This is a genomic window from Streptomyces sp. SP17BM10 (assembly GCF_036322405.1).
Classification (GTDB): domain Bacteria; phylum Actinomycetota; class Actinomycetes; order Streptomycetales; family Streptomycetaceae; genus Kitasatospora.
Map to the genome: position 1 here is coordinate 79,300 of NZ_JAQYXB010000675.1, position 20,367 is coordinate 99,666.

19 protein-coding genes are annotated in these 20,367 nt (G+C 75.1%); 4 read left to right on the plus strand and 15 right to left on the minus strand.

The genetic code is table 11. The annotated features are described in order from the left end of the window. Positions 1-97: 97 nt before the first annotated feature. Positions 98-1,840 (plus strand): SpoIIE family protein phosphatase, encoded by a 1,743-nt coding sequence (locus tag PUR71_RS36100; protein ID WP_329931469.1) that lies wholly within the window; start codon positions 98-100, stop codon positions 1,838-1,840. 32 nt (positions 1,841-1,872) lie between these two features. On the opposite strand, the gene PUR71_RS36105 is transcribed toward PUR71_RS36100, so the two are convergent. The 7 genes from PUR71_RS36105 to PUR71_RS36135 all read right to left on the minus strand — a co-directional run bounded on the left by PUR71_RS36105 (position 1,873) and on the right by PUR71_RS36135 (position 8,091). Further along, on the minus strand, positions 1,873-3,069 hold the full coding sequence (locus tag PUR71_RS36105) for a trans-sulfuration enzyme family protein (protein WP_329931470.1): 1,197 nt from the start codon (positions 3,067-3,069) through the stop codon (positions 1,873-1,875). A gap of 89 nt (positions 3,070-3,158) precedes the next feature. Then, positions 3,159-3,557, minus strand: a complete 399-nt coding sequence (locus PUR71_RS36110) for a hypothetical protein (protein ID WP_329931471.1) — start codon at positions 3,555-3,557, stop codon at positions 3,159-3,161. Positions 3,558-3,737: 180 nt separating this feature from the next. After that, positions 3,738-4,397 (minus strand): double zinc ribbon domain-containing protein, encoded by a 660-nt coding sequence (locus PUR71_RS36115; protein WP_329931472.1) that lies wholly within the window; start codon positions 4,395-4,397, stop codon positions 3,738-3,740. A 160-nt stretch (positions 4,398-4,557) separates the two neighbouring features. Then, entirely contained in the window at positions 4,558-4,806 is a 249-nt protein-coding gene (locus tag PUR71_RS36120) for a hypothetical protein (protein ID WP_329931473.1), read from the minus strand. 141 nt (positions 4,807-4,947) lie between these two features. Further along, the gene (gene lepB / locus PUR71_RS36125; protein ID WP_329931474.1) at positions 4,948-5,862 is read right to left on the minus strand and encodes a signal peptidase I; all 915 of its coding nucleotides are present in this window, start codon (positions 5,860-5,862) and stop codon (positions 4,948-4,950) included. Positions 5,863-5,929: 67 nt separating this feature from the next. After that, complete coding sequence (locus tag PUR71_RS36130) at positions 5,930-6,529, minus strand: helix-turn-helix domain-containing protein (protein WP_329931475.1); 600 nt, start codon at positions 6,527-6,529, stop codon at positions 5,930-5,932. Between the two features lie 161 nt (positions 6,530-6,690). Continuing rightward, entirely contained in the window at positions 6,691-8,091 is a 1,401-nt protein-coding gene (locus tag PUR71_RS36135) for a hypothetical protein (protein WP_329931476.1), read from the minus strand. A gap of 587 nt (positions 8,092-8,678) precedes the next feature. Between PUR71_RS36135 and PUR71_RS36140 the strand changes: the two genes are divergently transcribed. Then, the gene (locus tag PUR71_RS36140; RefSeq protein ID WP_329931477.1) at positions 8,679-10,022 is read left to right on the plus strand and encodes an NAD(P)/FAD-dependent oxidoreductase; all 1,344 of its coding nucleotides are present in this window, start codon (positions 8,679-8,681) and stop codon (positions 10,020-10,022) included. A 3-nt stretch (positions 10,023-10,025) separates the two neighbouring features. Here PUR71_RS36140 and PUR71_RS36145 read toward each other — a convergent pair whose 3' ends face one another. Next, the gene (locus PUR71_RS36145) at positions 10,026-10,970 is read right to left on the minus strand and encodes an ATP-grasp domain-containing protein (RefSeq protein ID WP_329931478.1); all 945 of its coding nucleotides are present in this window, start codon (positions 10,968-10,970) and stop codon (positions 10,026-10,028) included. 241 nt (positions 10,971-11,211) lie between these two features. Here PUR71_RS36145 and PUR71_RS36150 point away from each other — a divergent pair, with 241 nt between their 5' ends. Further along, positions 11,212-12,813, plus strand: a complete 1,602-nt coding sequence (locus PUR71_RS36150) for an ABC-F family ATP-binding cassette domain-containing protein (protein WP_329931479.1) — start codon at positions 11,212-11,214, stop codon at positions 12,811-12,813. Between the two features lie 20 nt (positions 12,814-12,833). On the opposite strand, the gene PUR71_RS36155 is transcribed toward PUR71_RS36150, so the two are convergent. Together PUR71_RS36155 and PUR71_RS36160 are read right to left on the minus strand one after the other, a co-directional pair. After that, complete coding sequence (locus tag PUR71_RS36155) at positions 12,834-13,586, minus strand: class I SAM-dependent methyltransferase (protein WP_329931480.1); 753 nt, start codon at positions 13,584-13,586, stop codon at positions 12,834-12,836. 48 nt (positions 13,587-13,634) lie between these two features. Further along, complete coding sequence (locus PUR71_RS36160; RefSeq protein WP_329931481.1) at positions 13,635-13,994, minus strand: hypothetical protein; 360 nt, start codon at positions 13,992-13,994, stop codon at positions 13,635-13,637. A gap of 175 nt (positions 13,995-14,169) precedes the next feature. On the opposite strand from PUR71_RS36160, the gene PUR71_RS36165 reads away from it, so the two are divergent. Further along, a complete protein-coding gene (locus tag PUR71_RS36165; RefSeq protein WP_329931482.1) occupies positions 14,170-14,943 on the plus strand; it encodes a class I SAM-dependent methyltransferase in 774 nt (257 codons plus the stop codon). 26 nt (positions 14,944-14,969) lie between these two features. Here the strand turns inward: PUR71_RS36165 and PUR71_RS36170 are convergent, their stop codons facing one another. From PUR71_RS36170 to PUR71_RS36190, 5 genes are all read right to left on the minus strand, one after another. Further along, on the minus strand, positions 14,970-16,193 hold the full coding sequence (locus PUR71_RS36170) for a glycosyltransferase (RefSeq protein ID WP_329931483.1): 1,224 nt from the start codon (positions 16,191-16,193) through the stop codon (positions 14,970-14,972). Continuing rightward, positions 16,190-16,984: a MerR family transcriptional regulator gene (locus PUR71_RS36175; RefSeq protein WP_329931484.1), complete on the minus strand. Its 795-nt coding sequence runs from the start codon at positions 16,982-16,984 to the stop codon at positions 16,190-16,192. The genes PUR71_RS36170 and PUR71_RS36175 overlap by 4 nt, the downstream gene beginning before the upstream one ends. A 180-nt stretch (positions 16,985-17,164) precedes the next feature. After that, positions 17,165-18,250: a DUF6745 domain-containing protein gene (locus PUR71_RS36180; protein ID WP_329931485.1), complete on the minus strand. Its 1,086-nt coding sequence runs from the start codon at positions 18,248-18,250 to the stop codon at positions 17,165-17,167. Between the two features lie 88 nt (positions 18,251-18,338). Next, entirely contained in the window at positions 18,339-18,665 is a 327-nt protein-coding gene (locus PUR71_RS36185; protein WP_329931486.1) for a hypothetical protein, read from the minus strand. A 274-nt stretch (positions 18,666-18,939) separates the two neighbouring features. Further along, positions 18,940-20,328 carry a hypothetical protein gene (locus PUR71_RS36190; RefSeq protein ID WP_329931487.1) on the minus strand — a complete coding sequence of 463 codons (1,389 nt, stop codon included), beginning with the start codon at positions 20,326-20,328 and terminating at the stop codon, positions 18,940-18,942. Positions 20,329-20,367 lie beyond the last annotated feature (39 nt).

Consider the following 20,367-nt stretch of genomic DNA (forward strand, 5'->3'; position numbering starts at 1 on the left):
CCGGAATGCCACCGGGTCGGTCACAACCCCGCTTCCGCCCAGTCAAGGTTTCGCCCACGTCCGGGCGTGCCGCGCCGAAAGGCGTGATCATGGGCGTATGCAGTTCCGGCACGGCGACCGAACAGAGGACCCCGCCCCGAGCGGCCCCGGCTCCTCCGCCACGCCCGAGCGCCGCTCCGCCGCGGCAGCGTCGCCACCGACCTCGGGCCGCGCCACGCGCTCCGGCCCGGGAGCCGCAGGCGGCGGACCGGACCTCCACCGTGACGTCCTCGCCGCCGCCCCCGTCGCGGTCGCCCTCCTCGACGCCGACCTGCGCTGGGAGTACGCCAACCCGGCGTTCACCGCCGCCACCGGCCTGCACCCCGCCGACCTGCTCGGCCACCCCGCCCACGCCACCGCCTTCGCGGGCGCCACCGCCACGCTGCGCCGCGTGCTCACCGACGGCCGCGACCGCGAACAGGTCACCGGCGGCCCCGACGCCCCGGGCGCGCCCGTGCCACCCGGCCTGCGCGTGCGCTACCGGCCGCTGGAGCGCGCCGGACGGACCGCCGGGGTCGTCGTGGTCGTCCTCGACGATCCTGCTCCGGCCCGCGAGCAGCTGCACGAGCTCGAACGGGCCCGCGCCCGCCTCGCCCTCCTCGACGCCGCCGCCGAGCGCATCGGCACGACCCTCGACGTCGACACCACCTGCGCCGAGCTCGCCGCCTTCGCCGTCCCGCGCCTCGCCGAGTTCGTCACCGTCGACGTCCTGCCGCCCGAGGCGGCCGCCGACCGCGCCGGGCGCGGCGGATCCCCGCGCCTGCACCGCGCCGCCGCAGAGTCCGTGCTCCGGCTGCAGGACGCGCTCGACGACCTGCCCCGCCCGGGCGAGTCCGTCCGCCACCGCGAGGGCTCCCCCGGCGCGCGCAGCCTCGCGGGCGGCGTCGCGGTGCTCACCGACGGGACGGACGCCGCCGCAGGTCTCGCCTCACTGCTCGTGCTCCCCCTGACCGCCCGCGGCCACCTCGTCGGCCTGCTCACACTCGGCCGCACCGACGCCGTGCCCGCCTTCACCCCCGACGAGGCCGAGCTGCTCGGCGACCTGGCCGTCCGGGTCGCCACGAGCATCGACAACGCCCGCCGCTACACCCGCTCCCAGGGCATCGCGCTCGAACTCCAGCGCGCCCTGCTCAGCGAGCCCGGCAACCCGCACCAGAACCTCGACCTCGCCTCCCGCTACCTGCCCTCCGGCACCACGTCGGTGGTCGGCGGCGACTGGTACGAGAGCGTCCGGCTGCCCTTCGGGCGCACGCTGCTGGTGATGGGCGACGTCATGGGCCACGGCGTGGAGGCGGCGGTGGACATGAGCCACTACCGCTCCACCCTGCGCGACGCGGCCGGGATGGACCTGCCGCCGCACCGCATCCTGCGCCAGCTCGACACCGTCATCTCGGCCAACGACTCGGCCCGCCCCGCGACCTGCCTCCTGGTGCTCGCCGACCCCAGCCGCGGCCGCTGGACGCTCTCCAGCGCGGGCCACCTCCCGCCCGCCCTCATCGCACCGGGCCGCGCCACCGAACTCCTGCGGATCCCGACCGGCCCACCGCTCGGCACCGGACTCGGCGGCTACGAGCAGGCGACCCACCCGCTCAGTCCGGGCCAGACCCTCCTCCTCTACACGGACGGCCTGGTCGAGCGGCGCGGCGAGGACATCGACGTCTCGCTCGCGCGGCTCGCCGACCTCCGGCTGCCCGCCGCGGGCGAGCTGGACGACCTCCTCGACGCCCTCCTCCACTCGATCGCGCCGACGGCGGCCGAGGACGACATCGCCCTCCTGGCCGCCCGGCCCCGCCCGCGCTGAGCCGCCGGCCCGCCGCGTCCCACGCCTTGGCGCTACGCCTTCGCGAGCGCCTGCTCCAGGTCCGCCCACAGGTCCTCGGGGTGCTCGATGCCCACCGCGACCCGGACCGTCCCCGCGCCGATCCCGGCCGCCGCCAACTCGGCGTCCGACAGCTGCCGGTGGGACGTGCTGGCCGGGTGGAGCACCAGCGTGTGCACGCCGCCGAGCGACGGCGCCAGCGAGGCCAGCCGGACGGACTCCGTGAACGCGCGCGCCGCCTCCCGCCCGCCCGCGAGGTCGAACGCCAGCACGCCGCCGTTCCCCTCGGGCAGCAGGCGCAGCGCCAGTTCGTGGTCGGGGTGCGTCGCCAGCCCCGGGTAGTGGACGGCGGTCACCGCCGGGTGCGCGGCCAGGCGGCGGGCCAGGTCGAGGGCGGTGTCGCAGTGGCGGCGGATCCGCAGCGCGAGGGTCTGCAGGCCGCGCAGGGTGAGCCAGGCGGCGAACGGGTCGGCGGTGGCGCCGAGTTCGAGCGCGTGGCGCCAGACCTTCTCGTGCAGCTCCCGGCCGGCGAAGACGGCGAGCCCGGCCAGGACGTCCGAGTGGCCGCCGAGGTACTTGGTGGCGGAGTGGATCACGACGTCCGCGCCGTGCTCGATCGGCCGGCACAACAGCGGCGTCGCGAAGGTGTTGTCCACGACGGTGACGACCCCGGCCGCCGCCTTCGCCGCGGCGATCAGACCGGGCAGGTCGGTGACCCTCGTGGTCGGGTTGGAGACCGTCTCCAGGTGCAGCAGCCGCGTGTTGGGCCGCAGGGCCGCCGTCACCTCGGCCGGGTCGTCGCCCGCGACGTGGGTGACCTCGACGCCCCAGCGCTCGACGAGGTCGGCCAGCGTCGCGAACGTCCCGCCGTACAGGCTGCGCTGGGCGATCACGTGGTCCCCGGAGCGCAGCAGGGCCAGCAGGACGGTGTTGATGGCGCCCATGCCGGAAGAGGTGGCGAGCGCGCCGGTGCCGCCCTCCAGGCCGGCGACGGCCTCCTCCAGCGAACGGACCGTCGGATTGCCGTTGCGGTTGTAGACGAACCCGCCGTCGGGGCCGCTGAAGGCCGCCGCCAGGGCGTCGCTGGAGGCGAAGGCGAACACGTGGCCCTGGTGGAGCGGGACGCCCATCGGGCGGCTGCCGTTCACCTGCACGACGGGCGGGTGGACGATCCTGCTCTCGGGGCGCAGCGTGCGGTCGAAGTCGTTCATGCCCCCATCCTGGGGCCGGACGACGGCGCCGCCCAGGGCCAATCACGATCAATTGGCCCTGGGCGGCGGGGTGTCGGCGGGCGGAGCGCTCAGCGGCGGCGGCTGAAGATCCGCTTCGCGAAGTAGATGATGCCGATGATCAGCAGCACGAAGAGCAGGATGATCAGGATGATCACGACCAGCAGGAACTTGCCGAGCTTGGCGAAGAAGCCGGACTTCTTCTTCTGCTGGGGCTGGGGCGCCGCGAGCCGAGCCGCCGACTGCGAGCGGTCGTCGGCCGTCACGGTCGTCACGGGCGTCACGGCGTGCGCGTTCGCCGACGCTGCCGTGGACTGGCCGGCCGTGGACTGCCCGGCCACGGACTGGGCGATCGCCACCGCGCGCGGTGCGGCCGCCGCGGGCGCGCCCGACGCCACGGCACCGAGGCCGAGGGCGGCCAGCAGCGCCACCAGGGCGCCGGCCATCGAACGTGCGATCCGGTGAGTCATCGTGCTCCTCGTACTTCGGCGCCCGGGTCCTGCCCGGGCGTCAACCATGGGGAAGGACGACGCACCCCGGCCCCGGGGTTCCCGTCCGGCGGCCGGAAATCGCGGACGTGCGCCCCGGAACGGAATCCGGAGCGCACCTCTCCCCCGCCCTCTCCTCCCCCGCCTTCACCTGCCCCGCCGTCAGCGCCTGGTGCCGCAGGACGGGCAGAACGCCGCCCCGTCCGGCACCTCCTCGTGGCAGCCCGCGCACTGCGACGGCTGCGCCAGCCGGTGCCCGCAGCCCGGACAGAACGGCGTGCCGTGCGTCTCCGCCGAACACTGCGGGCACACCAGCTGTCGGCGGGCGTTCACGTCGAACTCCGCGCCGGACTGCCGGCCGACGCCGTAGGCCCGCTCGGACACCATGTCGTTGAGCCCGCGCCGCTGCGCCACCATGGCCTCGGCGGCGGTGTCCGGGGCGCAGGTGTGGCACAGGCCCTGGCCCGGGTCGAAGCAGCGGCCGCACACGTAGGTGGTGCAACGGGCGCAGCGGTTGAAGTGCGTCTGGGCGTTGGTGATGGCGCGCTGGAACGCGGCATCGCGCGCGCTGCCCCAGGTGTGCCCGGCCAGGCCGTCGGCGGCGTTGCTGATGGTGTTGGCGTTGCCGCCGATGAGGTTCCACGCGGCGCTGACGCCCTTGCCGATCCACCCGGCCACCTGGCCGGTGGTGAACGCCTCGAACGGCGAGCGCCAGGTGTCGGAGCAGCGGTAGCAGGAGAACTCGAACTGGAAGCCCGCGCCGGTGCCGTGCTGCTCGCACATGTCGCGGTAGTTGCTGCTGAAGTAGATCTCGGAACTCACGTCGTCCCCGGAAGGTGAAGAGGCGGGTGGCCGGTCCTCACGTCGACCGCACCGGAAGGGACGTTCGCACGGACCGGGCCGCTTCCGCCAGGTCCAGCGGGCCGGTTGAAACACGAACAGGCCCGAACCGTGACATTCGCGAGCCGCGGCGGGCCGGCGGTCACAGCCCCGCCGCCGGGAGCAGCACGACGCGCGACGGGTCGAAGCGCTCCCAGCCGGCCGGGCGGCCGCTGCGGGTGACCCGCAGCCGGCACCAGCGCTCGCCGCCCGCGTCCTGCCACCAGCCGCTGATCCGCCCGAGCCGCCAGGAGCCGTCCGGGAGGTGCACCTCGACCGGCTGGTACACCCACTGGACGTCCGGCCCGTCCGGCTCCCCGCCGTCCGCGGGACTGCGCCGACTCTCCACCACGGTTTCGCCTCCCGGCCCGGACGTGGCCGGCGGCCTCCCCGGGTCGGGCGGCCACGCGACCAGGCGTGCAGCTCACCCTTCGGACTCTACAGGCGTGTAGAGCAGCGCGGGCGGGGTTCCGCGGACCCGGTCACGGCCGGCTCAGCGGCGCGTCCGACGCCGGCGCCGCCACGCCGTCAGGGGCACGGCCGCGACCAGCGCCGCCGCGGCGGGGACGGACGGCGCCTCCAGCTGCGACGGCGGCGACGGCTGCGACCGCGGCCCGGCGGGCGCGGCCGGCGCGGCGAGGCCCTTCTGGTCGAAGGTGTCGGGCACCGGCAGGGTGCTCCAGTGCGAGAGCGGCCAGGCGACGACGAAGGCCCGGCCGACGACGTCGTCCACCGGCACGAAGCCGTCGCCGGTCTCGTTGTGGTGCGGCCGGGAGTCGCGCGAGTTGTTCCGGTGGTCGCCCATCACCCACAGGTGGTCCTTGGGCACGGTCACGGTGCCGACCGGGTCGTTGTCGCAGGGCGTGGAGCCGGGGAAGATGTACGGCTCGTCCAGGGCGACGCCGTTGACCTTGACCGGTCCGCCCTTCTTGCACTCGACGGTGTCCCCGCCGACCGCGATCACCCGCTTGATCAGGTCCTTCTCGTCCGCCGACGGCATCAGGCCGACGGTGCTCAGCACCTTCTGGACCGTGCCCGTCACGGAGTCGCCGGACTGCTTCGGCGGGCCCTCCAGCCAGCCGCCCGGATCGCGGAAGACGACGACCTCGCCGCGTTCGGGCTTCGCGCCGAACCAGGGGGTGAACTTGTCGACGAGCACGCGGTCGCCGATGCCGAGGGTCTGCTCCATCGAGCCGGACGGGATCGAGAAGGCCTGGACGAAGAAGGTCTTGATGCCGAGCGAGAGCAGCAGGGCGATCACCAGGAGGATCGGCAGCTCCTGCCAGAAGGGCCGCTTCTTGCGCTCCTTGCGCTCCCTGCCCTTCTTGCGTCGCCCCTTCTCCCCGCCCCCGACCCGCTCCCCTGCTCCGTCGCTGTCCCCGGTCTCCGTGCTCTGCTGGACACTCATCTCCTCGGCCCCTCCCGACGGCCTGCGGGAGTCCGGAACGGAAAGCCCCCGCTGTCAGGAAACGAACCTACCGAACAGAGGTTCCCGGGCGCGCCCTGACGTGGATGCGCTCGCCCTGCGGCCCGAACAGGCTGAGGAACTCCACGGGCTGCGGCCCGGCGTTGCCGAAGGCGTGCGGGGTGCGGGTGTCGAACTCCGCGGCCTCCCCGGCGCCGAGCTCGATGTCGTGCGGACCGAGCAGCAGCCGGAGCCGGCCGGAGAGCACGTACAGCCACTCGTAGCCCTCGTGCACCTTCAGCTCCAGACCGGGCCCGGTGCCGTGCCCCGGCGGCACGATGTGCTTGTAGGCGTGCAGCCCGCCCAGGTGGCGGGTGAGCGGCACGATGGTCTGCCCGTTCCTGGTCACCGGCCGCGGGTGGATGCGGGGATCGCCGGTGGCGGGCGCGCCGACCAGTTCGTCCAGCGGCACCCGGTACTCGCGCGCCAGCGGCAGCAGCAGTTCCAGCGTCGGCTTGCGCTGCCCGGACTCCAGCCGCGACAGCGTGCTGAGCGAGATCCCGGTGGCCGCCGAGAGCTTGGCCAGTGTCGTCCCCCGCTCCCGCCGCAGCGCCCGCAGCCGGGGGCCCACCGTGTTCAGGACGTTCTCGAAATCCGCGTCGTCGGCCATACCCGCCATTCGCCGCACGGCAAGCCCCTTTGTCAAACCGCCACGGCCTCAAACCGGCACAGCGTCAAACCGGCACGGCGGCGTGGCCGCCGAATCCTTTCGGCGTGCTCACGCCGCGGGGCCCGGTGACGGTCCTGCGCCGCCGGGCCCCACGGGAACCGCTAGCGGTACTCGCGCAGGCGGGGGCGGACGCCGACGGCGACCAGGGCGAGGGCCGCCGCCAGGACGGCCGCGGCCAGGGTCGCGGTGGTGCCGTCGAGGGCGTCGTCGGTGTCGGCGACGGCCGCGTCCATGGCGTGGGCGTTGACGTCGATGGTGTCGCCCATCGCCTTGCTCAGCTGGTCGAACTCGTAGTTGGACTGCCCCTTCGAGAGGCCGGTGTTGAGCGTCACCGCGTCCTTCAGCCGGCCCGCGTCGTGCAGGACGCGGATCTTGTGGTCCACCTGCTGGTAGGACCGGAAGGCCGTCAGCACGCGCTCGGCGGCGTCCCGCTCTCCCGCGAACGTGATGTTGTTCAGCTCCGTCCCGAGGTACCCCCCGAACGGCACCGTGTGGTTCGCCCCGTACTCGGTGACGGCGCCCTCCAGCCGGCCGCCGTAGTCGGTGATCGTCGCGCCGCCGAGGTGGACGATCGCCTGGCTCTTCTCCAGGAAGGTCCGCTCGTACGTGACCGCGAGCACCGGGTCGGTGAGGTAGCGGCTCTCGTCGGCGTTCATGTCGAACGCGACGGCGCGGGCCCGGCTGAGCGCGATCACCGAGTCGTAGGCGTTGCTCTTCGCCGTGACCAGGTTGTCGTCCGCCGTGCTGACGAGGTGCAGCCCGACCGCGAGCACGATGCCGGTGAGCAGGGTGACGGCCGCCAGCGCCGGGTTGACGACGCGGTGGTAGCGCACCGTCAGCGTCCGCTGGAGCACCAGCAGCACGGCGAGGGCGAACAGACCGACGACCGCGAGCTCCCACCAGCCGCCGCTCAGGTCGGAGCGCTGCTGCCGGTAGACCCGGTCGACCACCGCCTCGTTGGCGGCGGTGACCTGGTCCGCGGCCGGGAGCAGCTGCTGGCGCAGCAGGTCGGTGGCCTGCCGGTAGGCCGCGAGCGCCTCCTCGGATGGCCTGCCGGCCGGGGCCCTGGCCTGGTCCTCCAGCAGCTGGGCGCGGGCCACCAGGGCCTCGTAGCTGCCGAGTTCGCCGAGCACCCGCTGGACGGCGCGTTGCGAGCCCGGGTCGTCGCCGGCGGCCTGGGCGGCCCGCTGGAGGTCGTCGTCGGCCTGGGCGCGGCGCTGCTCGTAGGTGTCCAGGGTGGTCTTGTGCAGCGCCGTGTAGTCGGGGTCGGCGCCGATCAGCAGCAGGTTGGCGGCCTGCGCGTCCATGTCGCTGAGCGCGAAGTAGAGGTCGGCGGCGCGGGTCGCCTGGGGGGCGGCACCGTGGCCGATGGTGTCGGTGCCGTCGCGGGCACCGGCGAGGACGCCCGCGGCGGTGGCGCCGAGGCCGACCAGTGCGGCGAGGCTCAGCGCGGTGAGGCCGCGGACGAGGCGCGGGGTGGTCCAGTGGGCCCGGCCGCTCATCCGGCGGGCGCCCTGCCGCAGACGGTGGCCGAGGCCGGCCGGGAGGGGGTGCGGGACGCGGGGGCCGGCGTGCTTCGGCGCTGCGGCCGCTGGGCTCCCCTCCCCGAGGTCGGAGCCCGCCGCGGCACCTGACGAGACGCCCGCTGAGGCGGCCTCCTTGGATGTGGCCGTACCACTGTTAGCCGCCGTCGTCATGACCGCACGTCCTCTTCCCCGTTGTACGGTCCGCGGCGCCTGCCCGTGGGGGCCTGCGCGGAACCGTTTCCTCTCCGCCGAGCGACGCTGTTTCCGCGCCGTCGACGATGAGACTCCTCCCCGCGCCTCCTGGACACCGCCGGACGCCGATCTTGACGACTTCTTAGCACCGCCGTCCCTTGGGCGCAGGGAACGTCGCGGTCGGAGCCGGCCGCGCCGCTCGAAGACCAGGAGGAACCCGGGTGCGGACGAGCACCACCGGTCCGATCGAGAACGGTAGCCGCAGGCGTTCGGCGGCCGGTCCGGCGCACGCGTCAACGGGCGCCCCGGCAGCGCCCGTTCACACCACCGACCCGTTACGCGCGCACCACCGCCCAACTACGCTACGTCGCATGACTTCTTCGGAGAAGGCCCCCGGGCGGGGCACGGCGGTGGTGATCGGCGGCGGACTCGCCGGAACGGTGGCGGCCTGGGCGCTGCGCGGCTACGCCGACCGGATCGTGGTGGTGGAACGGGACCGCTACCCGGCGCAGCCGCAGTTCCGCGCCGGCGTCCCGCAGGGCCGGCACGCGCACCTCGTGCTGGAGGCCGGGCACCGGGCACTGGAGGAGATGATGCCCGGCATCAAACAGGAGTTGAAGGACGCGGGCGCCGCGCAGGTCGCCGCTTCGGGTGATCTGCGCTGGCTCAGCTCGGCCGGCTGGATGGCCGACTACCCGGCGCGGACGTCCTTCCTCTCGTGCACCCGGCCGGTGCTGGACAAGGCCGTGCTGGACCGCGTCCGCGCCGACGCGTCGGTCGAGTTCCTGGAGGGCACCGAGGTCGTCGGCCTGCTCGGCTCGGCGCACGCGGTGACCGGCGTCAAGGTCCGCGAGCGCGGCCCGCAGCGCGGCGAGGCCGAGGAGATCCCGGCCGAGCTGGTCGTGGACGCCTCGGGCCGCTCGACCTCGATGTCGGCCTGGCTGGCGGAACTCGGCTGCGCTCCGGTGCCCGAGGAGCGGGTCGACGCGGGCGTCACCTACGCCTCCCGGCTCTACCACCGCCCGAAGGACGCCGGCTCCGTGCTCGGCTGCCAGGCCCTCTACCTGCAGACCAAGGCCCCCGACGCCCCCCGGATGGGCGTGCTGCTCCCCGTCGAGGGCGACCGCTGGATCGTCAGCCTGGCCGGCATGCGCGGTGCCGAACCCGAGCCGGGCGAGGCCGGGTTCGAACGGCACCTGGGCCTCCTGCGCGACCCGAGCATGCGCGAGGCGCTGCGCGACGCCGAACCGGCGGGCGAGGTGCGCGGCTTCGTCCCCGGCCCCGGCGTGCGGCGCCACTACGAGCGCCGCTCACCGCAGGGCCTGGTCGTCGTCGGAGACGCCGCCAGCACCTTCAACCCCGTGTACGGGCAGGGGATCACGGTCTCGCTCCTCAACGCCGAGGCACTGCGCCGGGCGGCCCTGCGGCACGGCGGCATCGGCCACGCCACGGCGCGCGACGCACGGCGCGAGGTGGCGGCGGTGTCCAAGAACCCGTGGGTCATGTCCGGCACCGAGGACGTCCGCTTCGCCGCGACCACCGGCGGGCCGTCCGGCGCGATGCTCAAGGTGCAGCACGCCTTCCTGGACAAGGTCCTCGCCGCCGCGACCCGCAACCCGGCGGTGACGGCGGCCTTCCACGAGGTGATGTCCCTCGTCGCGCCGCCGACCCTGCTGTTCCGCCCGGCGCTCCTCGGCGCGATCCTGCGGAGCTGACGGCTACCGTTCGAGGTGCGCGGCCACGTACGGGACGGCGACCTGGTCCACCCCGCTCGTCGAACCGAAGGCCGGGTGGACGTTGACCTCGAAGACCACGCCGCCGCTCTCGGCGGCGAGGTCGACGCCCGCGAACGGGAGGCCGAGGGACTTCGCCGCCGAGACCGCCAACTCGGCGACGCCCGGCGGCAGTCCGTCGACGTCCAGCACCGTGGCGACGGCGCCCTGGATCTCGTTGCACGGCGCGTCCGGGTCGCCCTGGACGTGCTCCGCCGCGCGCAGGACCCGGCCGCCGAGGACGACCACCCGGTACTGGTGGCGCTGCCCGTCGACGGTGAAGTTCCGGGCGTCCGCGGCGATCAGCCAGTCCGTGCCGAGGTCCGCGTAGTGCCGTGCCACGGCGTCGAGTCGGCTGAGCGTCGTGACGTGGAAGACGTCGTCGCCGCCCATGCCCACGCACGGCCGGGCCCACACGTCGCCGCCGAGCCGCCCGAACGCCTCGGCGGCGGCCTCCGGGCTCGGGCGGGACAGCGCGATCGTCGGCATGTGCGGCACACCGTCCCGGGCGAAGCGGGCCACCGTGACGTCCTTCTCGGTGGCCGCGCGCCAGGCCTCCGCGTCGGTGCCGAGCGAACGGACGCCGTACGCGCGCAGCAGTCGCTGGCAGTGCGCGAACGCGGGGCGCCGGTGCGGCGGGATCTCGTAGACGACCACCGTGTCCGTGGTCACCGTCCGCCCCGGCACCTCCAGCCGGACGACGCCGCTGCCGCCCGCGGCCTCGATCCGGCCGGTGCCGCCGAGCCCGTCGGCGTCGTCCGTCATGAAGTGCCGCGCGTCCAGCGGGACGGCGTCCCGGCCGGTCAGCCTCCGGACGGCGGTCGCCATCGCGTCCCGGGTGCCCTCGGTCGAGCCGTGGTCGGTCAGAAGAACGAGGTCTCGTCGGCTCATGCCGCCATGGAAGCGGTGCGGCGCGTCCACGACAAGGAGGCCCCGTGCGCCATATGCGGGTCTCCGTGGCCGAAATCGCTCCTGTCGCCGAGCCCGCTCCGGGCCCCTCGCCGTTAATTCGGATGCGGGCCCCCGCCCGTCCGGGTACCCTCGGCCCCATGTCCACGCCCCGAATTTCCTAGCTGACGGACCCACCTCCACGCCACCCGTGTGTCCGTTCGCCGTTTCGGAGCGTTATCCCATGATCACCACCCGTGGTGTCGACGTGCGCGTCGGCGCCCGTCTCCTCCTGTCCGACGTCAGCCTGCACATCGCCCCCGGCGACCGGATCGGCCTGGTCGGCCGCAACGGCGCCGGCAAGACGACGCTGCTCGCCACCCTCGCCGGCGAGCTGGCGCCCGCCGCCGGCACCGTCACCCGCACCGGCGCGGTCGGCTACCTCCCGCAGGACTCCCGCGCCGCCGACCCCGCCGTCACCGTCACCGACCGCATCCTGTCCGCCCGCGGCCTCGACGCCGCCGTCCGCGCCCTGCGCACCGCCGAGGAGGCGATGACGCTGGCCGACGGCCCGGCCGCCGAACGACGGGCGATGGACGCCTACGTGCGGGCCGAGGCCGCGTTCCAGTCGCGCGGCGGCTACGCGGCCGAGGCCGAGGCCGCCCGGGTCGCGGCCGGGCTCGGGCTGCCCACCCGCGTCATGTCCGGTCCGGTCGGCGCGCTGTCCGGCGGCCAGCGGCGCCGGGTCGAGCTGGCCCGCATCCTGTTCGCCGACCACGGCACCCTGCTGCTCGACGAGCCCACCAACCACCTGGACGCCGACGCCGTCGCCTGGCTGCGCGGCTTCCTGGCCGGCCACCCCGGCGGTCTCGTGCTGATCAGCCACGACACCGGGCTGGTCGCCGAGACCGTCAACCGGGTCTTCCACCTCGACCCGCAGCGCGCCACGATCGACGTCCACAACACCGGCTGGCGGGCCTACCTCACCCAGCGCGAGGCCGACGAGCGCCGGCGCGCCCGCGAGCGGGCCAACGCCGAGCGCAAGGCCGCCTCGCTCAACGCCCAGGCCGACAAGATGCGGGCCAACGTCGCCACCGCGACCGCCGCCCGCACCATGGCCCGCCGCGCCGACCGGATGCTCGCCGACCTGGAGCCGGTCCGCCAGGCCGAGCGCGTGGCCCGGATCCGGCTGCCCGAACCCGAACCGTGCGGCCGCATGCCGCTCGGCGCGGTCAGCCTCGCCAAGGCCTACGGCGGCCGGCCCGTCCTGAGCGGCCTGGACCTCGCCGTCGACCGCGGCTCCCGGCTGGTCATCCTCGGCCTCAACGGCGCGGGCAAGACCACCCTGCTGCGGATGCTGGCCGGCCACGTGAGCCCGGACTCGGGCCGCGTGGTGCCCGGCCCCGGACTGCGGCTCGGCTACTTCGCCCAGGAGCACGACACCCTCGACCCGGCCCTCACCGTCCGGGACAACCTCGCCCTCGCCGCCCCCGCCCTCACCGACGGCGAACTGCGGCGCGTGCTCGGCGCGTTCCTGTTCAGCGGCGACGACGCCGACAAGCCGGCCGGCGTCCTGTCCGGCGGCGAGAAGACCCGGCTGGCGTTGGCCGGACTCGTCCACTCCGGCGCCAACGTGCTGCTCCTCGACGAGCCCACCAACAACCTCGACCCGGCCTCCCGGGCCGAGGTCCTCGGCGCCGTCGGCACGTACCCGGGCGCGATCGTGATGGTCACCCACGACCCGGGCGCGATCGAGGCCCTCCGCCCGGACCGCGTCCTCCTCCTCCCGGACGGCGACGAGGACCTGTGGAGCGACTCGTACCTGGACCTCGTCGGCCTCTCCTGACGCCGGTGCCCGCTTCCTGGTCAGGCCTTCCGGGCCTCGATCAGGAAGCGGGCCGAGTGCGCGACGAACGGTCCGTCCCTGCGGATCAGCGCGTCCAGTTCGCGCAGGCGGTCGAGGTACGCCTCGACGGTGAAGCCCGGGACCATCCAGATCACCTTGCGCAGGAAGTACACCACCGCGCCGACGTCGAAGAACTCCATCCGCAGCCGCTCCGAGCGCAGGTCCACGACCTCCAGCCCGGCGGCCCGCGCGGCGGCGCTCTCGTCCTCGGGGCGGCGGCTGCGGCGCGCCTCGGGCTGCGGGCCGATGAAGTACTCGACCAGCTCGAAGCCGGAGGCCGGCCCGACGTGCTGCGCGAGGTAGGTGCCGCCGGGCCGCAGCACCCGGGCGATCTCCGTCCAGTACGCCTTCACCGGGTGCCGGCTGCTGACCAGGTCGAACGCCCCGTCGGCGAACGGCAGCGGCGGCTCGTCCGGGTCGGCCACGACGACGGCGCCGAGCGGGTGCAGCAGCCTCGTCGCCCGCGCCACGTTCGGCGGCCACGACTCGGTGGCCACCATCACCGCCGGGAAGTTGCCCGCCCCGGCCAGCACCTCGCCACCGCCCGTCTGGACGTCGAGCGCCGCGTCGACCCCCGCCAGCCGCTCGCCCAGCAACCGCTGGTAACCCCAGGACGGCCGCTCCTCGGTGGCCCGCCCGTCGAGCCAGGAGAAGTCCCAGCCGTCGACGGACACCGCTCCGGCCTCGGCGATCAGATCCTCGAAGGTGCGCATGCCCGTATCCTCGCCCGCACACCGGCGGTCGGCCAGCCGGTCGTGGCGTCAGACCGCTCTCGCGGCGCCGATCCTGCTCACCGACCCCGGGACGATCCGCAGCCCGCCCGCCGCGATCAGCCCGGACACGTCCTGCGCCCCGCCGGCGTCCGCCTCGAACGCGACCACGACGGCCGGTACCTCACCGCAGGACCGCTGCACCAGTCGCAGTTCCTCCGGCGTCGGCGCACGAAACACCGGATCGTGGAAGGCCGCCGGGCAGACGACGTAGAGGGGATCGTCGAACACGAGCTCCAGCCCGTGGTGGTAACACAGGTCGTACCCGGCCGCCAGCCGCAACCGCCCGGGCCGCCAGGAGAACACGTCCCAGTCCCACCAGGACCCCTCCGGCAACTCGATCGCGTCCAAAACCGCTGTCCTCCGCCCCCTCGCCCGGGAGAGGATGGTCCCACGACGGACGAGCAGCCCGCGGAGCCGCCCCCGATGGAGCTGGAGCACCACGGCAGGACGTACCGCCTCGCCCACTTCAACGCCGGCCGCGCCCGGTGTTCGAGCCCCCTCCGACCGAGGAGCCCGCGTGTCCATGAGCCACTCCCCCACCGGCCGGTTCTACGACGAGTTCGCGGCGGGCTACCACCTCGTCTACCCGGACTGGGAGGCCTCCGTCGCCCGCCAGGGCGCGGCGCTGGACACCCTCGTCCGCGACCGGCTCGGGGACCGGCCGGCCGACGTGCTCGACTGCGCCTGCGGCATCGGCACCCAGGCGATCGGGCTCGCCGCCCTCGGCCACCGCGTCACCGGGACCGACCTCAGCCCCGTCGCCGCCGCACGCGCCACCCGCGAGGCCGCCGACCGCGGGCTCCGGCTGCCCACCGCCGCCGCCGACATGCGCCGACTCCCCTTCCCCGACGCCACGTTCGACGTCGTCGTGTGCGCCGACAACGCGCTCCCGCACCTCCTCACCGCCGACGACGTCCGCGCCGCCCTCACCGACATGCGCCGCACCCTCCGCAACGGCGGCCTGCTCCTCCTCACCACCCGGCCCTACGACGAACTGCGCCGCCTGCGCCCGGCCTCCACGCCGCCCCAGACCACCGGGCGCGACGGCCACCGGTCCGTCGTCTTCCAGCTCTGGCACTGGCACGAGGACGGCGAGCGCTACGACCTCGAACTCTTCCGCATGGCCCCGGACGCCACCGGCGAGTGGCGCACCGTGGTGCACCGCTCCACCTACTGGGCCCTCACCCAGGCGCGGTTGAGCGCCTTCGCCACCGAGGCGGGCTTCACCGACCCGGCCTGGACCGGGCCGGATGAGACCGGCTTCTTTCAGCCCATGCTCATCGCCCGCGTGCCCTGACGTCGCCGGCCCTCGCCGCCCGCCCCTCACCGCCCGCCCGGCAGCGCCGCCACCGCCTCCGCGACCCTGGCCGCACCGCACTCCCGCGCCATCAGCCCGGCCGCCGCCCCGGCGCGGGCGCGGTGCCCCCGGTCGTCGACGGCCCGACGGATGGCTCCCGCCAGACGCTCCGCCGTGAGGTCCGCGTACGGGATCGGCGAGGGCGCGGCGCCGATGGCGGCCAAGCGGGCGGCCCAGAAGGGCTGGTCGGCCATCACCGGCACCGGCACGCTCGGGACGCCCGCGCGCAGGGTGGCCGCCGAGGTGCCGGCGCCCGCGTGATGGACGACGGCGGCCGTGCGAGGGAAGAGCAGGGCGTGCGGGAGCTCCCCGATCGTCAGCACGTCATCTGCCGAACCCCCGTCGAGCCCGGCCCAGCCGGACTGCAGGACGCCCCGCACGCCCGCGCGCCGCAGCGCGTCCACCGCGATGCCACTCAATCGTTCGCCGTCGCCGGCCGCCATGCTGCCGAGGCCGACGAACACCGGTGGCGGGCCGGCCCGCAGGAAGTCCTCCACCTCGTCGGGCAGGCGGCGGGCCGGGGTCACGTACGGCCACCAGTTCCCGACCACGTGCAGGCCGCTGCGCCAGTCCGCGGGACGCGGGACGAGCGTGGGGCTGAAGCCGTGCAGGACGGGCCAGTTCTCGCGTTCGCGGGCGCGCCGCTGGGTGCCCTGGGCGAGCGGGGGTAGGCCGAGCCGGGTGCGCAGACGCCGGGCGGCGTCGGCGTGGAGACGGTCGACGACGCGCTGACCGACCCGGCCGGCGGCCCGGTTGCCCCAGCGGCCGAGCGGGCGGGCACCGCCGACGATCGGCGGGAACTCGCCGGTGGGCAGGGTGGGTTGCAGGTAGACGCCGATGCTCGGCACGTCCATCGCCTCGGCCAGGTGCCAGCCGAGCGGGGCCGTGGTGGTGGCGAGGAGGAGCAGGTCGGCGCCGGGCCCGGCGGCGTCGGCCAGCCCGTCGCCGAGGCGGCCAATGAAGGCAGCCGCCTTCGCGAGCAGCGTCGAGCCGCCTGCCCTGCCGTCGGCGCAGGCGCGCGGGTCGGCGGGGAGGGGCCGGAATTCGAGGCCGCTCTCGGCGGCCATCCCGCCGAAGGCCTCGGGGGCGGCGAGCGCGACGTCGTGGCCCTCGGCGCGCAGGTGGGCGCCGAGCCCCGTGTAGGGGGCGACGTCGCCGTGCGAACCGGCGGCCATGATGAGGATCTTCACCCGGCCGCCCCCGCGGCTCCGACGTCGGTGGACGCCGCGTTGGCGCGGATGGCCGCGCGGAGATAGGCGGCCAAGCCGGGACGCTGCTCGCCCGGCGGGACGACGAGGGCGAACGCACGGGCGTCCGTCTCGTAGTCGTCCGCGATCCGGGCGTGCATCTCCGGCGGACACGGCGTGAACCAGCGGGCGATGTGCTGCCGGTGCTCCTCGGCGAGGCGCAGCACCTGCTCGCCGTCCGGCGCCAGTCCCGCGTCGAACGCGGCGAGCAGCTTGGCCCGCCACACCGCCGCCTCGGCCATCAACTGCCGCCAGTCCTCCTTGGAGTGGGTGGCGGCGCGGGCCAGGGCCTCCTGGTGGCCGTCGCCGTCGCCCCATTTGAGGTGGGCTTCGGTGGCGTAGCTGAGGTCGAAGACGACGTCGCCGAACACCTCGAAGCGCTCCTCGGGCGTCAGGTCGATCCCGAGCCCGCGGACCTCGATCGCCCGCTCGGCGACCTCGACGAGCCTCTGCAGCCGGGCGATCTGCCCGGTCAGCGCGTCCCGGCGGGCCAGCAGGTGGTCCAGCGCGTTGGACTGCGGGTCGGCCAGGATGGTGGCGATCTCGTCGAGCGGGAAGCCGAGTTCCCGGTAGAACAGGATCTGCTGGAGCCGGGCGAGGTCGGCGGGGGTGTAGAGGCGGTACCCGGCCGGGCTGCGTTCGCTGGGCGACAGCAGCCCGGACCGGTCGTAGTGGTGCAGGGTCCGGATCGTGACCCCGGCGAAGCCGGAGACCTGTCCTACCGACCAGCTCATGGTGCCCCCAGTGCGTTCGTGCAGTGCGTTCGTGTGCCGTGGTGCCGTTGTGCCGTGCTGCGTTGCTGCGTTGCTGCGTTGCTGCGCCCCACCGTGGGGCCTGACGCGGGGTCAGGGTCAACACTCGCAGCCCGACGGCCTGCACCGGGTACCGCACCGAGTGAGCGGCGGCGGGGCGGCTCAGGTCTCGCGCTGCGGGTGGTACTCGGACTCGGGTATGCCGAACGTCCAGGCGACCCCGGCCCGCGCCGTACGGGTGCTGGGCGGCACCCGCAGCCAGTACGTGCGGAAGGTGCCGTCCGGCTCGGCCGTGGAGTTGACGACCTCGACCATGACGACGGGCTCGTCCCCGGGCATGACGATCCGCCACAGGATGCCCGTCTCGTCGCGGTGGAGCGGCTCGGCGCCGGCGTCGGCGAGGTAGCGGTCGTAGCCGTAGTGCTCGAGCAGGACGCGGCGCAGCTCGGCGTTCTCCTCGGTGCGGATCCGCTCGACGGTGATGTCGGCGAGGCCGGCCAGGAACTCGGCGGGCACGGGCATGCCGCGCCAGGCGTGCAGGGCGAAGCCGTCGGGGTAGGCGAGGGCCGGGCCGTCGGCGCGGTCGAGGCGGCCGGCTTCGTCGCGGTGGAGCTCGACGGGCCGCTCGCTGATCAGCACGACGTCCTCGTAGGGCCACCACCAACCGGCCGTGCGGGCGGCCTCGGCCAGCGGGGCGGCGGCGTCGAGCGCGCCGGCGGCCTCGAAAGCGGCGAACCAGGGCGCGTCGTGCGGCCCGCGGACGGCGTCGAGCAGGGCGAGGCGGACGGTGGTGCGCCGGGAGCGGGCGCTCTGTTCGCCCTCGGACCGCGCTTCGGGACCGGCCTCGGGGGCGAGCCGGTCGAGGACGGCGTTGCGCACGCGGTCGGCGAGCGGGGTGGTGACCGGGCCGAGTTCGCCGCCGGTGAGCGCCCATCGCGCCGCCCAGCCGACCGCGCCGACCCGCTCGACGGCGCGCCGCCGGGCCTCCTCCCAGGCCCGGGTGCGGACGGCCTCGCGGACGCTCACCGCGCCGGCCTCCCGCAGCTCCAGCGCCGCCTCGGCGGCGGCGAGCGGCGAGCCGTACCAGCGGACGCCGGCGGGCTCGGGCAGCCCGGCCGCCCGGTAGGCGGCACGGACGGCTCGCTCGGCCGCCGCGCGGTCGTCCGGGCCGGTGGCGGCCGCCGCCGCGCGCCAGCGGGCCGTCGCTTCGGCGGGTCCGACCACCCGGTGGGTCGCGCCGTTCTCCATCACGTGCTCCGTTCCCGGCCGGGCTCCCCGCCTGGCCGACCGCTCCGTACCGTCGTTCCGTCCACCGTCCAACCGCCGGGCCGGCGTGTCAGTCGGCGACCACCCGCACCGCGCCCGGCGCGTACTCGCGCTGGCGCACCACCCGGTACCGGCCCTTGGGCAGCGGTATCGCCGCGTGCTCCTCGTGCACGACCCGCCCGCCCTCGGGCAGGTGCAGCCAGCCGGCCCCGAACGGCCCGGCCTCCCGCCGCAGCTCCCCCGGCCCGACGACGGCGTGCGCGTGCCCGGTGACCTCACCGAGCGCGAGCACCATCCGCCCCCGCGCATCCCGCGGCTGCACGGCCAACCCACCCACACGCCCCGGCACGTCCGCCTCCCGGACCGGCACGATCAGCACATCACCCTGGCGGTACATCAGCTCTCCTCCCCTGCACGACAGCCCCCGACGAACGCCGGAACAACGACTCCGCCGTCACTCTCCGGAGCCACAACCGGAACATAGGGCAAGGGTGTGACAACGACGCCGTCACGCAGGACTCGGTGGGCCGGGAGGTGTTCGGCCGGAGCGTCATGACGCCTGCCGAGACCGACCCCCGCGCCTGACATGCGCGGCCGGCACAGCGGGCCGACCTGACGTACGAAGGCCCGTCCACCCCAGGAGACGACGGGGGCGGACGGGCCTTCACTTCTCAGCGGCCCTGCGCGCCCTTGCGACGGCGAGCCACGACCAGGGTGCCCAGCCCGAGCGCGATCGCCGTGGCTCCGGTGATCGCCATCGGCGCGGCGCTCGAACCGCCGCCGGTGGACGCGAGCCGCCCGCCGCCGGTGGAGGCGAACCGCGTGTCCGTCGCGGCGGGCGGGGCCGCGACGGCCTGCGGACCCATCGCCTGGCTCTGCGTCGGCGCGGTGGGCTGTGCGATCGGCAGGACCGGAACGACCGGCGCGACGGAGGGCGTGCCCGCGGGCACACCCGGCGCCGCGGCGGTGGCGGTCGGCGTGGGCGTCCGCGTCGGGTCCGGGGTGCCGGCCGCGGCCGACACCGTGAAGTCGACCTTCGGGCCGTAGCCGGTGTCCGGGCTCTCGCCCGGCCCCGGCTCGCTGCTCTCCACGGGCACCAACGCCCCCGCCATGGCGGGCGAGTTCTCGGTGAACGACAACCGCACGTCGACCGTACGGGTCTCCCCCTGGGGCAGGTCGAGGACGTCGGCGTTCTTGTCACCCGTCGACCGCGACGTGTAGAGCCACCCCGGGTGACCCGAGTCGAAACCGGGCCTGCCCTCCAGCCACCGTCCGCCCGGTGCCTCGTACTCGAACCTGAGCACGTCGGCGGGGAGTTCGGCCTGCCCCCGGAACAGGACGGTGGGCAGGACGCGGAGGTCCTTGCCGGTCCGGTTGGTGTAGACCAGCTTGAACTGCCGGGCCTCGCCCCCCGCCGTGAAGGAGGCGGGCACGCCCTCGAGCCTGGCCTCCGGCTTCGCGGCGGGCGTGGGCGCCGGGGTGCTCGGCGTCACTGGCGGGGCGATCGTCAGGCTCAGGGAGGAGCCGTTCGCCTGCGTGATCCGCTGCTCCGGCGGCAGCGCCGGATCCGACACGACGGCCCCGAGACGCGCCGTGAACCGGACGAGGGGGGCGTCCGCCGCCACGGTGAGGCGCAGCCTGTAGGGGGCCTCCGTACCGCTCGCCAGCTGGAGCCGGGTGGCGAGCTGGTCCAGTTCCCAGAACCCGCCCCCGCCCGCGTCGGTGTTGTTCACCCTGGCTTCCTGCCACTGGGTGCCGCCGGGTCGCTGGTACTCCAGCTTGAGCTGGCTCTGCTTGAGGCCGTCGCCGAGCACGCCCGCGACGACGAAGTCGGTCATGGCGTCGACCTGGTGGTCGGCGGTGTTCTTCAGGACCGCGGTGAGCTCCACGGGGCCGCCCCCGGCCTTGACGGTGGTGGGGCCGTTCATGGTGATGGTGACCGGGGAGGCGGGCGCCTGCGGGGCCTGGGCCGTCGCGGTGCCGCCCGCGGCGGCCGACGCGGTCGGGGCCGTGGCGAGGGCCAGGCCGGACGCGAGCGTGGCGGCGGCCGTCACGGCCATGAATCTGCGGTGCTGGATGCGCAACGGAACCTCACGGGA